A 14321-nucleotide genomic window follows, 5' to 3' on the forward strand; every position below is an offset into this window, starting at 1 on the left:
CCATACCAATCAGATATTGGCACCGCCATCGATGGTGATGCTTGAGCCGGTGATGAAGCGGCTTTCCTCTCCGGCGAGAAACGTCACCAGTGCGGCAATATCCTGCGCCTTGCCGAAGCGAGGGATGGCCATCAAGGCAAGCTGCGGCTCGGCGTGCTCACCCTCTGCGGGGTTCATGTCGGTATCGGTCGAGCCGGGCTGGACGATGTTGACGGTGATCTCCCGTGGCCCCAGGTCGCGTGCCAATGCCTTGGTCAGACCGACCAGCGCGAACTTGCTGGTCGAATAGATGCTGAGGCCGGGGAACGGCACTTGTTCGCCGAGATTGCTGCCGATGAAGATAATCCGGCCGCCGGATCCCATTACCGCCACTGCCGCCTTGGAGGCGACGAAGCTGGCGCGGACATGGATGGCCATGACGCGATCGAATTCCTCAAGCGTCGCCGTATCGATCGTATCGACCGAGAAGACGCCCGCACTGTTGACGAGGATGTCGAGGCTGCCAAGCTTGGCGTGAGCCTCAACCACAGCTGCCTCGACGGCTGCCGCATCGAGATTGTCCGCCTTGATGGCAAGGGCCCTGCGGCCAAGCTTCTCGATGGCGCTGACGACTTCCTGCGCCTTCCCCGGAGCGCTTGTATAGGTGATGGCGACATCGGCGCCCTCCTTGCCAAGCGCCAGCGCAATGGCCGCACCGATACCCCGGCTGCCGCCGGTGATGAACGCAACTTTGTTGTTCAAGCGAGACATGACATTTCCTTTTTTGTAATGATCGATACATATATCCTGTCAGGATTGCCTGCCATCGTCAATTGATTTATGTACTGGTCACTACAGAAAGGAGTTCCGATGTGTCAAAGAGGCCGCCCCCGTACCTTCGACAGCGACGCCGCTTTGAGACAGGCAATGCTAGTCTTTTGGGAGAAGGGCTACGAGGCGACATCCATGGCCGATTTGACGGCGGCTATGCAGATCGGCGCCCCGAGCCTCTATGCGGCCTTCGGCAACAAGGCCGAGCTGTTCGCGGCGGCTCTCAAGACCTACAAGGCCGAGATTGGACTGGAGATATGGGATTCTTTGCCAAAGGCCGCGACGGCACGGCAGGCCTTTGCCGATTTCCTGCGTGAGACAGCAGTCGCCTATGCGCGCTCCGATCAACCACGCGGCTGCATGATTGCGCTTGGTGTCCTGAACGGTCACACGGAGGCCAATCCAGCCTGCGAACTGCTGCGGGATTGCCGGCTGGAAAATGCCAGCCTGCTGCGCGAGCGGCTGGAGCAAGGCGTGCGCGACGGCGAGATTCCGCCCTCAGCCGACTGCCAGCAAATCGCCTATTTTTACGCAACGGTGCAGCATGGCATGTCGATTACCGCCCGCGACGGCGCAACGCTGGCCTCGCTCCAAAGCACCGCCGACGCAGCAATGGCAGCCTGGGACGCACTAACTGCGCCGCGATAAAACTGCGCGTCTCTTTGTGTCCAGCCGCGGCAAGATAGCGGCAGTATCAAAAACCCCGGCGATCGCTCGATCGCCGGGGTTTTACATTGAAACGAGATGCCGATTTAGGCGGCGCGACGCGATCCGTAAGATGCGGTTCCGGACGCCCCTCTACCGCTATCGAGCTGGAACTGGGCGATCAGTTCGCGCAGGCGGCTGGCTTCGTTGGCGAGCGTCGCGCTTGCCGCGTTGGTTTCCTCGACCATGGCGGCGTTCTGCTGGGTGACCTGATCCATCTGGTTGACTGCCGTGTTGACCTCGGCAAGGCCAACCGACTGTTCGCGGGCCGAGGTGGCGATCGCGTCCATATGCTGGTTGATCGTCACGACATAGGTTTCGATGGTCTTCAGGGCATCGCCGGTTTCGCGCACCAGCTTGACGCCGCCCTCGACCTCGACGCTCGAGTTGCGGATCAGTTCCTTGATCTCCTTGGCAGCCTTTGCCGAACGCTGCGCCAGTTCGCGCACCTCCTGGGCGACGACGGCAAAGCCCTTGCCGGCATCGCCGGCGCGGGCAGCTTCAACCCCGGCATTCAACGCCAGAAGATTGGTCTGGAAGGCAATTTCGTCGATGACGCCGATGATACTGGAAATCTGGCTAGAAGATTCTTCGATCCGGCGCATGGCCTCGACCGCGTTGGCAACGACTGCACCCGACTGGGCGGCACTGGCATTGGCCTGCACCGCCACCGAGCGGGCCTCATCGGCGCGCTTGGAGGAGTTGGAGACATTGACGGTGATCTCATCGAGCGCTGCGGCGGTTTCTTCCAGCGACGCTGCCTGCTGTTCGGTACGGCGGGACAGATCGTCCGAGCTCTGGCTGATTTCGCGCGTGCCATCATCGATCGAACCGGCCGACTGGGTAACGGCTGTCAGCGTATTGCCCAATTGTTTGACCGCAGCGTTCAAGTCGTGACGCAAGGCCTCGAAGTCGGGGGCGAAGGCATCGTCGAGCTGGAACGACAGATCGCCGGCGGCAAGACGGCGCAAGCCGGTTGCCAGACCTGATGTCGCCTGCTGCAGGCGCTCCTGTGCTGCGGCTTCCGCTTCCTGCGTCAGGCGGATGCGGTCGGCTTCGGATCGAGCCCGTGCCTCCTGCGCTTCTTCCTCAAGCCGGTGATTGGCGATGGCTGCCTGGCGGAAGATCTCGACGGCACCGGCCATTTCACCGATCTCGTCCTTGCGGCCCGTGAAGGGAATAGTGCTCGTGGTATCGCCACCGGCAAGGCCTGTCATGGCACGGGTGGTGGCGACGATCGGCTTGGAGATGCCGCGCCCGACGAGATAGACGGTGAGTGCCAGCAACAGGATTGCCGTAATCACCGCGGCGATTGCAAGGTTTTCCGCACGCGCAATCAACTGCGCATTTTCTACCTCGGCAGACTGGCGCAGGCTGGCAAGATCCTGTGTCAGCGCCGCCAGGATCGGCTCGACATCTGCGAATGCCTTGGCGACGTGCTGCCGCGTTTCGCTCTCGATCGCCGCTGTGGCCGCATAGGCTTTGAAGGTTGCCTGATAGACCTGCAGAGCCTTCATGATCGCCTCGTAGGCTTCTTCAGAACCGAAACGCTCCGGCGCGAATGCTGCAAAAGTCTTGGCTTCTGCCTCATGACTTGCCACATACTTGGCGTCACGGCGCATGATGAAATCCTTCTCATGGCGCCGCATCGTCAGCATGCTAGCCTTCAATTCGCTGTCCTGGATATCATTCAACAGCTTCTCGATGGAATGCACGGCCGCGCGCATTTCGCCCTCCCTGCCCTTCGAGGAATCGAGCCCGAGCTCGGTGTTGGCCGCAACCAGCGCCTTGAACTGGCCAAGATAAACGTCGAGCCCGGCCGCGATCGCCTGCAGCTTCTGCTGAACAGCGGTATCTGGAACCGTCTGCTTCAACACCTCCAGCTGTCCGCGCGTTTCGACGGAAAACTCCTCGTGGTGCAGGACGGCTTCCTCGCTCTTTTGCAGCAGGAAATCCTTTTCCGCGCCGCGCTCCTCAAGCATCTTGTTTTCGAGCACCAAAAGCGCCTTGTCCGACGCCTCGATCGCGCGCTCCTTTTCCCTGAAGGTCTGCTCGATCGTCTTTTCAATGATGAAAATGGCGACGATCGAGAGAATGCCGGCGACGGCGATCGGGACGAGCAGACCAATCTTGTGGGACAGCCGAAGGTGCATGGAGACTCCCTATTGCCCGGCCAGGGCGGCCGATGCGCAAACAATGTGAAAAAACTGAGGTATATGCCCGTTCCGCCACGCGGGATGGCACTCGGAACATGCCGCCGAAGCGAACTCTTCGAGCAAATTCACCAGGCGATGCATGACCTGGTATCGCACATCCGAAAACGTGCGATGTAAGTCACATCAAATTAGAGCTTTCGAATTAAATATCGGTAAAAACCTCCAAAATTTTACTGGTAAATACCGCGCTACAGGCCGGGAGTGCTGTCCGCCATGCCTCGTGCCCCACGGAAGCAGCCTCTTTCGGCACTATTTGAACGCGCCCGGCCGCATGGGCCTTGCCATCCCCGGCCTGACGCGCCATGAGAACCCATGTCAAACGAACCAAAAACCTCCGTCCGCCTCGACCAGCTGCTTTTGAACCTGGGGCTTGTCGCCAGCCGTTCGCGCGCCCGCGATGCGATCCAGCGCGGTACCGTCACCGTCAACGGCAAAGTCGTCACCAAGGCAAGCTCGACCTTTCCCGAGGATGTGACGATCGCCATCGACGATCCCGTCCAGCCCTATGTTTCGCGCGCGGCGCTGAAACTGAAGGCGGGCCTTGAACATTTCAAGCTGTCGCCCGAAGGACTGGACTGTCTGGACATCGGCGCCTCGACCGGTGGCTTCACCGAAATCCTGCTGCACAATGGTGCCGCCCATGTCATTTCCGTCGATGTCGGCCACGGCCAGTTCCATCCGCGCCTTGAGGCCGATCCGCGCGTTACCAATATCGAGGGCCTGAATGCCCGTGTGCTGGACGAGGACACCCTCGACGGCCGCGAGATTTCCTTCATCGTGTCCGACGTCTCGTTCATTTCGCTGAAGCTGGCGCTGCCGCCGGCGCTGGATCTCGCCGAGCCCGGCGCTCATTGCATCCTGCTCGTCAAGCCGCAGTTCGAAGCTGGCCGCGAAGCGATCAGCAAGGCAGGCCTGCTCAAGGACCCTTCAAGCGCTCCTGCGGTTGCGGCGGAACTGGAACGCTGGCTGGTCGAGGACATGGGCTGGGAAAGCCTTGGCCTCATCCCCTCGCCGATCTCAGGCGGTGATGGCAACGAGGAATATCTGCTGGCGGGTCACAAACCGCTGGATGAAGACGACGCTTCGGACGACGATGCGGAGCAGGACGAAGCCGTATGAGCACCGAGACGCTGACCATCGAGAAGATCGGCCAATCCGGCGACGGCATTACCCGTGGTCCGTTCGGACCGGTCTATGTGCCCTTCACGCTGCCCGGTGAAACCGTGGCACTCGCGGTCAACAAGGACAAGGGCACGGTCATGTCGATGTCCGACATCTCGCCCGAACGGGTCGAGCCAAAATGCCGGCATTTCGGGCCGGACGGCGAGAACGGCACCTGCGGCGGCTGCAGCCTGCAGCATGCCAGCGACAGCCTTTACCAGAGTTTCAAGCGGCAGCTGGTTCTCGACGCCTTGAAATCGAAGGCGTTGCAGGCCGACGTAGGCCCCCTCGTGCTTGCCCATCCCGGCGAGCGGCGGCGCACAGTGTTTACCGCGCGGCGGACCGAGAAAGAGCTGTTGCTCGGCTACAACCAGCCTGAAACCCATCACATCGTGGCGATATCCGAATGTCCCATCGCAAGCCCCGGCATCGTGTCGCGGCTTGCAACCATCCGCACAGTCGCCAATGCGATGGCCGTCAATGCCGAGACGTTCCGCATCACGGTGCTTGAAACGCTGTCCGGTCTCGATCTCTCATTCGAGGGCATCAAGGCAATGGACGACCGGCAGCGCCGCATGGCGGTCGAAACCGTTCTCGGCCAGAAAAGCGTTGCCCGCCTCAGTCTCAACGGCGAAATCCTGATCGAGCCGATTAAACCGGTGATCGATTTCGGCGGCGTTTCCGTTTCGCCTCCTCCCGGAAGCTTCACGCAGGCGACGAAGCCTGCGGAAGAGGCTATGGCGGAACTGGTGATGGCGCATCTCGGCAAGGCCAAGCGTGTCATCGATCTCTTCGCAGGCTCGGGCACCTTCTCGCTGCGCATCGCCCGCAAGGCGCGCGTGCATGCCGTGGAAAGCGAAGACAAGCCGCTGAAGGCGCTGGATTTTGCCGCCCGCAACACGCAAGGGCTAAAACCTGTCACGGTGGAAAAGCGCGATCTCTTCCGCCGGCCGATGATGGCTTCCGAACTGAAGGTCTATGACGCCATCGTCTTTGATCCGCCGCGCGCCGGTGCCGAAGCCCAGGTGAAGGAAATGGCCCGCTCCGGCGTCAAGAAGGTCGTCGCGGTCTCGTGCAATCCGGTAACTTTGGTACGCGACCTGCGTATCCTCGTCGATGTGGGCTACCGGATCACCTCCGTGACGCCGATCGACCAGTTCCTGTGGTCGTCACATGTGGAAGTCGTGGCGACGCTGGAGAAGTAAAAGTGCAACTGGCCGACCCGGAGGTTTCAAGCCTTCGGATTGCGCCTAGCGTCCAGCATCTTGCGCAAGCCTTCAACGGCCGGCAGCGCTGCAATAATCCCCGGCATTGCGATTTCGCCGGCAATGCCGCGCAATTCCGGCCCCAGAGCCTCGATTGCAGCATCCCGGGCAGCCCTGCCCTCCGCCGTCAACGAAACCCGCTTCGAGCGGCCATCATGCGGATCGGGGGCGATGGTGATGAACTGCTTGCCCTCGAGATGGCCCAGTGTATTGGTCATCGCACCCTTGGTCACCTGCATCGCCTGTGCGATCGACAGGGGCGTGCGCGCATCCCCCAGCCGGACAAGATGATTGAGCACGACGAATTGCGGCAAGGTCATGCCCTCAGGCATCACCTTCTCGAACGCATTGGCTGACAATTGCGCGACGATGCCGACTTCATTGAAGAACCGGAACAGCGTTTGCAGGTCGTTTTCGCTCGCCGTCATGCGCTCCTGATCCGGGTGTCCACGGGCCAGCGGGGTGCGCCCTCAATAGCCGGACCGTAGCCGAGACGAACGAACATTTGAAGCGTTTCATTCTCTTCCACCGCAAGCGCGTCACGCATGGCGAGAAAGTGCGGGCGCATTTCGGTAAACTCCTGCAGCGCCTGGCTGAATGGGTGCATCGAGACGCCCGCCGCCGTGGCGGCCAGATTGAGGCGGATATAATCGCGCCCGGCGGCGATCTGGTCGGCGCGGCTGTTGCCTGCGGTCTTCAGCCAAAGGAAAGCCATTGCCGTGTCGACCGGCTCTTTGAGGATCGGAATCTGCTGCTGGAACGTCGATGACGTCTGGTCAAGCATGGCATCGCGCGACAGCAGACCGGCCATCGACAATCCCTCGATGAACGCGCCGGACAGATCGATACCGTCCGGATTGGCCTCAATTTCGGCGCGGCCGACGCGGATGAGGTCGATGCTCTCCTTCAATGTGTGCGGTGTGGTGATCTCCGTGAAATAGGCCTGCCAGGCGAGCTGTCGCAGCGTCTCGACGCGGGCGGGATCGTTGGTATGGCCAATGGCCGACATACGGGCGGCGGCGGCAATTTCGACAAGTTTGTCCGCCTCGACCGGCCGGGCAAGATCATAGGGCTCCTTGTTCGAGCGGCGCGACAGGACATGCGCAAAAAGCGGATCAGCGCGGATCGTTGCGTCCTGAACGAGCCGGATATGGGCGACCGGTCGGTCATCCAGCCGTGGTTGCGGCTCTCCCTTTGGAAACAGCACGATGTTCGCCCGGTATCCCTCCTCGGCCGCCGCTTGTGCCAGAAGTTCGAGGAAGCAGCCAAGGCCGATGGTGATCTGCCGGTCGTGCGGATCGGTTTGCGGCAGGCGGCGATCAGCCTGGCAATAGAGCGTGATTTCGTTTTCCGCGGACAGATCGGCAAGCCAGGGCTGCCGGTTGTGCGGGTTGGGCGCCAGGATCGCGAAGGACAATATCCGGCGTCGGAGATCGGCGTCCCGGCGGCCGGCATCCTGCCATGGCCTTCTTGCCGAGACAGGATCACGGGTGGAAACCCAAAGAGCGCCAGCGGTTGCCGCCAGTACCACACCGCCTGCAACGATGCCCATAAACATCCGCCGTGTCGCTGCCATGCCATCCTCCATTTGGTTTAATAAAGAACTATATAGTTTAATGTTAAATCAAATGCAATACCCATCGGGACGAGCAATGGAAACGAAAACACCCGCGCCGGAGATCCGGCGCGGGTGTTTGGGATGCGAGGCTGAGGTTATCAGGCGGCGCGGCGGGCGTAATTGCTCTGCCTTGCAGCCGGCGCCGACGACTGGGTGTCGCCGATGTTGAACTGGGCGAGCAGGTCGTTGAGGGCGGCGGCTTCCGAGGCGAGGCCGTGGCTGGCGGCGGTCTGTTCCTCGACCATGGCGGCGTTCTGCTGGGTGCCCTGGTCCATGGTGTTGACGGCCGTGTTGATCTCTTGCAGGCCAATGGACTGTTCGCGGGTGGCCGTGACGATCGCACCGATATGCCCATTGATCTCCTGGACCTCGGAGACGATCGCCTGCAGCGACTGGCCGGTTTCGCCGACCAGCGTCACACCGGCACGGACCTGATCGCCCGAGGTGGTGATCAGCGCCTTGATTTCCTTGGCGGCATTGGCAGAGCGCTGGGCAAGCTCGCGTACCTCCTGGGCAACGACCGCAAAGCCCTTGCCTGCATCGCCAGCACGGGCCGCCTCGACGCCTGCGTTCAGCGCCAAGAGGTTGGTCTGGAAAGCGATGTCATCGATGACACCGATGATGTTGGAAATTTCGCCGGAGGACTTTTCAATGCCCTGCATGGCGTTGACGGCATTGCGGACCACTTCGCCGGACTTTTCCGCTCCGGCGCGGGTGCGGGCAACCAGCTGGCCGACTTCTTCAGCACGGCGGGCGCTGTCCTTGACCGTGGTGGTGATCTGCTCAAGGGCTGCGGCCGTTTCCTCCACGGAGGCTGCCTGCTGCTCGGTGCGGCGGGCAAGATCGTCAGCGGCGGTGCGGATTTCGGTCGCGCCGGCATCGATGGCGCGGGCATTGGCGCCAACAGCCTGCAGCGTGTGGTGCAGCTTGGTCACCGAATTGTTGAAGTCGGCACGTAGGCGGTCCAGATGCATGACGAACGGAACCGAGATGCGGTAGCCGAGATCGCCATCGGCAAGACGGCCGAGACCGGTTGCGAGCGCCTCGACAGCCTGCTGGATATCGGCGGTTTCCTTGGCTTTGAGCGCTTCGCGCTCGCGGCGCTCCTGCTCGGACAGCGAACGGCCGGTTTCGGCTTCACCTTCGAGGCGCGCACGCTCGATGGCATTGGTCCGGAACACGGCGACAGCGGCGGCCATTGAGCCGATCTGGTCGCGGCGTTCCTGGCCGGGAATTTCGGCCTTCAGGTCACCGGCAGCCAGGCGCTCCATGGCACCGGTCATATCGGTGACCGGGTGGATGACGAGGCGGCTGAGCAGGGTTGCGAGGAAGGCGATCATCACGCCGACCGCCAGAAGCGTGGCGATGGTGGCGGCGATCCGGAACTGGCCGATGGCGGAATAGGCCAAATCGGCATCGACGACGAAACCGACATACCATTCGACCGACGGAAGACCGGCGACCGGCACGAAGCTGACGAGCTTCGACTTGCCGTCCAGCTTGGTCTGCATGATCGTTGAAGCGATCGAGGGGGTCTCCGCCGGGAAAGCATCGGCGAGCGTCTTGGTGACCAGCTTCGCATCGGGATGAACGAGGATCTGGCCGGACTTGTTGACGAGGAACGCAAAGCCTTCACCACCGACATCGATATCCTTGACCATCGACACCAGCGTCTTCAGCGAGAAGTCGCTGCCGGCAACGCCGATCAGCTTGCCGTCCTTCTTCACCGGTGCTGCCGCGCTGATGATCAGTTCGCCAAGCGAAGCATCGATATAGGGATCCGTCAGCACGGTGCCATCGGCCTTGACCACATCCTGATACCATGGGCGCTTGCGCGGATCGTAGGTTTCCGGCATCGCCTGGACTGGCCAATTGGTGAATTTGCCGGTTTCGTCACCGACATAGGTGCTGATGAACTCCTTGATCAGAACATCGTTTTTCATGATGCCGAGAAGGCCGGCCTGGTCGGCGGCGCCGCCAGCGGCGTTTGCGACCATGGCCGTCAGCGTGACGCGGCCGTTCAGCCAGTTGGCGACGCTCTGGGCGGCCTGCTTGCCGGAGGATGAAATATTCTCCTCGACGGCGCGCGTGGTCACATCATGCTGGAGGCTGTCGATATAGACGGAAAAGCCGCCAAAGGCGGCGACGACGACGAAGGACGCGGCAACAAGAATGCGCGTCATGAGATTGGATCTTTTCAAGGCAGACTTCCCTAATGCGGACCGGCGGTGGCGCCGGGCGGAGGCTCGAACGTATCCGCGCACGGGATCGGCGGCCGGCGCTGACGCGCGAAACCGTTCCAGATTGCGGGTATGGGGATGACATGCCACGAGGGCGCAGACGGCGCGCCTCATGCGCCCGACAAGGGCCGGCAGACCGGACCTGTGATTGCCTGAACCATACGGGCGGCCACTTAAGGCAGGGTTAAATTTTCATTGCAGGAAAAGTGAAGACTTTAAGGGTATTCCGCCTATTCGGCCGCCTGTTTCAGCGCGGAAAGCAGCTGCGGCTTCTTCAAGCCCCAGGCGGTCGCCAGATGCATGGACGAGGAAATGCCGGCATCGAGCATGTAGGGGCCGGGCGTATCGGCCTTGACCCGCGACGCCGGCCTCGGCTTCAGCGGCGTCCCGTGGCCCATGCCGTCGATCAGGTAGAGTTCGACTGCAACCTTGCCCGACGCATCCTTCCAGACACGGCGGATATGGCCATCGACATCGCTCTGGGTATAGGCCGCGGTTTCAAGGCCGTGCACATCAAGCCATTGTTGTAAAAGCGCGTCTGCGTTGGACAACGACACCGTATGATCCTTCGTGCCGTGCCAGATCGAAACCGTGGGGAAATCGCGCGTCACCGGTGATGCAGCCCGCACGAGATCGCCCCATTCCTGCCCTGCCCGTTCCGGCGAAGACTTCATCGCAGCCAGCGCCCGGTGCACGTCACGGGCTGCGCCATAGGGCAGTCCGGCGATGACACCACCACCGCGAAACACGTCAGGATAGGTTGCAAGCATCGCAGCCGCCATCGCGCCGCCTGCGGACAGGCCGGTGACGAAGACACGCTTGCGGTCGATGCCGTGGGCCGATACCATCTTGGCGACCATCTGGCGGATCGACATCACCTCGCCGCGATCGCGGGTGACGTTGCTCGGGCGAAACCAGTTGAAACAGAGATTGCCGTTGTTGGAGCGCTTCTGTTCGGCATAGACGACCGCAAAGCCGCGCTCACGCGCCAAGGTCGACCAGCCGCTGCCCCTGTCATAGGCTTCAGCGGTCTGGTGGCAGCCATGCAGGACAACGACGAGAGGCGACTTTTTCGGCAGGCCCGCAGGGACATAACGGAACATCCGCAGGCGGCCGGGATTGCTGCCGAATGCCTTGACCTCCTGCAACCCTGCGGCCGGTTTTGCTACGGACCGGGGTTTTGCCGCTGGTTTTGATGCCGATGGTTTTGTGGACACGGTGGAAACAAGTGCCTTGCGCGTCACCTTGACGGCCTTGGCAATGGTCTTTTCCCAACGCCGGTGCTGCCTGAGCATGTCGGACAGGGAAAACTTGAAATGAGACCGCATGGACGAACCCTTGGTTGGCGGCATGCCTCCGATGCCGAAATTCCTCCACGCAACGGGTTTCAATATGGGGCACGCCCTACCGTCCGGCAAGGTCGGGTTGGTATATGAATCTCAAGGCCGGGCGGCAGGCAGCCTCTTCTTCCCTGCGCGGAGAAGTGCCGAGCAAAGCGAGGCGATGAGGGGGCGTTTCGGCACACTCGAAGCGTGCGGCTCCCCCTCATCCGGCCCTTCGGGCTACCTTTTCCCCGCTGGGGAGAAGAGGGAGATGCCAATCAGCGGCGCATGAAAGCCTCGAAAGCGGCGCGCGCTTCGGCGCTTTTCAGCTGGGCGGCAAAATGTTTTGCCTCCTCGTCGATGCGGGCGAGGACGTCGGAGCGGTCGCCGCGGATGAGGTTGCGGGCGATGCGCAGCGCTTCCGGCGGCTTTTTCGCCAGGCTTGCAGCAAGCGCCAGCACCTCTTCCTCGATTGCATCTGCACCGGCGATCTTCCAGATCAGTCCGGCCTCCTGCGCCTCAGCCGCAGTAAACGGCTCACCGGCGGCCAGAAGCGCAAAGGCCCGCTGATGACCGGCGATGCGCGGCACGATCAGGCTGGAGGCCGCTTCAGGAACCAGCGCCAGATCGACGAAGGGTGTCTTGAAGGTCGAGCGCGCCGAGGCGATCGTCAGGTCGCAATGGAGATGGATGGTCGTGCCGATGCCGATTGCCAGACCATCGACACCGGAGACGATTGGCTTGGCGGCGCTGGCGAGCGCCTTGAGGAAGTCGATCACCTCCTGCCCCATCGATCCGCCCATGGCGAAAGCCATGAAATCGGCCATGTCGTTTCCGGCCGAAAAGCACCCTTCGGTGCCGAGAAAAGCCGTGACGCGGATGGCATCGTCGGTTCCGGCGACAGCGAGCGCATTGGCCATCTTGGCGTACATTGCCCGGGTGATGGCATTCTTCTTGGCCGGCCGGTTGAAGCGGATGACCTGAACGCCCGGATAGGCTTCGGGCCGCTCGATCAGAACGTCATCGGTCATGGTCATCTCCTTCGATCAGGCAAGTGGTCTATCAAGCAAGTGCGATACGGGCGGCAGCAAGGCTTGCAGCACCGGTGATGATGCTGCTCTTCAGCGCCGCGGTTTCGGACAACAGGTTTTCGGCGGCGAAACGGCAAAGCGCGATACGGACATCGCGGCCGCCATCACCCACTTCGGCCAACCCGCCCTTGGCGAGATAGACGCCTGTCAGGGTCAGGCCGAACAACCGTTGATAGGCGGTGGCACCGGCTAGCGCTTCTGCGGATTTGCCTTCGGCAAGGCGGGCCAGCAGCCACTCGGTCGCTTCCTCCAGATCGGCAATCGCATCGTCGAGCCGGCTGCCGGTTTCGCCGAAATCGGCAAGGTTGGAGGAACCGACCTCTTCGGCCACGGCCTTCAATTCGGCGATGAAGCCACGCACATGGCCGCCGTCGGACAGAGGCAGCTTGCGGGTGACGAGATCGATCGCCTGGATACCGTTGGTGCCTTCATAGATCGGCGCGATCCGGGCGTCGCGCAGATAGCGCGCGGCACCGGTCTCCTCGATGAAGCCCATGCCTCCGTGGACCTGAATGCCCATCGAGGCCGCATCGACGCCGACATCGGTACCGAAGGATTTGGCAATCGGGGTCAGCAAGCTCGAGCGCTCCTGCCAGTGGCGGGCCTCGTCGCCTTGCGACACATGCGCCCGGTCGACCGCGCGGGCGCAGGTCAGTGCGATGGCGCGGGCGCCCTGCGTCAGCGCCTTCATGGTGAGCAGCGTGCGGGCGATGTCCGGGTGGTCGATGATCGGGCTCATGCCGGTGCCCTTCCAGCCCGGCGCCTTGCCCTGCGTGCGTTCGCGGGCATAGTTGAGCGCATGCTGGGTGGCGGCATCGGCCATCGCCACGCCCTGTATGCCGACGGCGAGGCGGGCATTGTTCATCATCGTAAACATGCAGTTGAGACCCTTGTTCTCCTCGCCGACGAGATAACCGACGGCGCCCTTCTCATCGCCGAACCGGCCGTCGCCATAGACCATGGTGCAGGTCGGCGAGGCATGGATGCCGAGCTTGTGTTCGAGTGAATGGCAGAACAAATCGTTACGGTCTCCGAGCGAACCGTCGGCGTTGACAAGGAATTTCGGCACTAGGAACAGCGAGATGCCACGCGTTCCTTCCGGCGCACCGGCAATCCGCGCCAGCACCAGATGAACGATATTACCGGTGACCTCGTGGTCGCCCCAGGTGATGAAGATCTTCTGGCCGAAAATCCGGTAGGTGCCGTCGTCGCGGCGCTCGGCGCGGGTCTTCAAGACGCCGAGATCGGAGCCGGCATGCGGCTCGGTCAGGTTCATCGTCCCGGTCCATTCGCCGGATATCATTCTGGCGAGAAAGGTTGATTTCAGGGCCGGGGAACCGTGCTTTTCCAGCGCATCGACAGCGCCCATGGTCAGCATCGGCGCCAGCGCAAAGGCCATCGAGCCGGCATTCCAGAATTCCATGGCGGCGATATGCAGCATATGCGGCAGCGCCTGGCCGCCGAATTCCTCCGGCGCCGTGAGGCTGTTCCAGCCGCCGGCTGCCCAGTTGCGATAGAGATCGGCCCAGCCCTCCGGAATCTGAACCTTGCCATCAACGAGCTTCGAGCCCTGCCGGTCGCCGATATCGGCGAGCGGTGCGACCTCTTCCGTGGCAAAGCGCCCGGCTTCGCCGATGATCGCATCGACCAGATCCTCATCGAGATCGCCGAAAATGCCTGCGGCCAGATCCTCACTGAGTCCAGCCACATGTTTCAGCGTGAACAGAATATCCTCAACCGGTGCCTTGTACATCGTCGTCTCCTCCTGCGGTCACCTGACAACATTGCCGTGCGTCCGTCCAGCAATGGCTTGTTTGTTGTTCCCGAAATTATTGATTTTTACGTAAACGTCAATATTTGATCTCGCGCCGTTATCCCGGCTCGTGAACAAGC

General features: G+C 61.9%; 11 protein-coding genes. 3 read left to right on the top strand and 8 right to left on the bottom strand.

Going from position 1 to position 14321, the window contains the following annotated elements; all coding sequences use genetic code 11:
* Positions 1–9 precede the first annotated feature (9 nt).
* The gene (locus tag ACP7E0_RS11855; protein ID WP_426125094.1) at positions 10–750 is read right to left on the bottom strand and encodes an SDR family NAD(P)-dependent oxidoreductase; all 741 of its coding nucleotides are present in this window, start codon (positions 748–750) and stop codon (positions 10–12) included.
* 156 nt (positions 751–906) lie between these two features.
* Here ACP7E0_RS11855 and ACP7E0_RS11860 point away from each other — a divergent pair, with 156 nt between their 5' ends.
* Entirely contained in the window at positions 907–1458 is a 552-nt protein-coding gene (locus tag ACP7E0_RS11860) for a TetR/AcrR family transcriptional regulator (protein WP_426125095.1), read from the top strand.
* A gap of 104 nt (positions 1459–1562) precedes the next feature.
* On the opposite strand, the gene ACP7E0_RS11865 is transcribed toward ACP7E0_RS11860, so the two are convergent.
* On the bottom strand, positions 1563–3668 hold the full coding sequence (locus tag ACP7E0_RS11865) for a methyl-accepting chemotaxis protein (protein WP_426125096.1): 2106 nt from the start codon (positions 3666–3668) through the stop codon (positions 1563–1565).
* Between the two features lie 375 nt (positions 3669–4043).
* On the opposite strand from ACP7E0_RS11865, the gene ACP7E0_RS11870 reads away from it, so the two are divergent.
* Together ACP7E0_RS11870 and ACP7E0_RS11875 are read left to right on the top strand one after the other, a co-directional pair.
* A complete protein-coding gene (locus tag ACP7E0_RS11870) occupies positions 4044–4850 on the top strand; it encodes a TlyA family RNA methyltransferase (RefSeq protein ID WP_426125098.1) in 807 nt (268 codons plus the stop codon).
* Positions 4847–6097, top strand: coding sequence for a class I SAM-dependent RNA methyltransferase (locus ACP7E0_RS11875; RefSeq protein WP_426125099.1), 1251 nt, complete (start codon positions 4847–4849; stop codon positions 6095–6097). The genes ACP7E0_RS11870 and ACP7E0_RS11875 overlap by 4 nt, the downstream gene beginning before the upstream one ends.
* Positions 6098–6123: 26 nt before the next feature.
* On the opposite strand, the gene ACP7E0_RS11880 is transcribed toward ACP7E0_RS11875, so the two are convergent.
* From ACP7E0_RS11880 to ACP7E0_RS11905, 6 genes are all read right to left on the bottom strand, one after another.
* On the bottom strand, positions 6124–6585 hold the full coding sequence (locus tag ACP7E0_RS11880) for a MarR family winged helix-turn-helix transcriptional regulator (protein WP_426125100.1): 462 nt from the start codon (positions 6583–6585) through the stop codon (positions 6124–6126).
* Positions 6582–7733: an Acg family FMN-binding oxidoreductase gene (locus ACP7E0_RS11885; protein ID WP_426125102.1), complete on the bottom strand. Its 1152-nt coding sequence runs from the start codon at positions 7731–7733 to the stop codon at positions 6582–6584. Before ACP7E0_RS11885 ends, ACP7E0_RS11880 begins: the two co-directional genes overlap by 4 nt.
* 140 nt (positions 7734–7873) lie before the next feature.
* Entirely contained in the window at positions 7874–9958 is a 2085-nt protein-coding gene (locus tag ACP7E0_RS11890; RefSeq protein WP_426125103.1) for a methyl-accepting chemotaxis protein, read from the bottom strand.
* Between the two features lie 287 nt (positions 9959–10245).
* Complete coding sequence (locus tag ACP7E0_RS11895; RefSeq protein ID WP_426125105.1) at positions 10246–11343, bottom strand: extracellular catalytic domain type 1 short-chain-length polyhydroxyalkanoate depolymerase; 1098 nt, start codon at positions 11341–11343, stop codon at positions 10246–10248.
* A 272-nt stretch (positions 11344–11615) separates the two neighbouring features.
* Positions 11616–12368 carry a crotonase/enoyl-CoA hydratase family protein gene (locus ACP7E0_RS11900; protein WP_426125106.1) on the bottom strand — a complete coding sequence of 251 codons (753 nt, stop codon included), beginning with the start codon at positions 12366–12368 and terminating at the stop codon, positions 11616–11618.
* Positions 12369–12399: 31 nt separating this feature from the next.
* Entirely contained in the window at positions 12400–14181 is a 1782-nt protein-coding gene (locus ACP7E0_RS11905; protein WP_426125108.1) for an acyl-CoA dehydrogenase, read from the bottom strand.
* Positions 14182–14321 lie beyond the last annotated feature (140 nt).

Origin of the sequence: Pararhizobium sp. PWRC1-1, assembly GCF_049897905.1 — a bacterium.
GTDB lineage: Bacteria > Pseudomonadota > Alphaproteobacteria > Rhizobiales > Rhizobiaceae > Pararhizobium.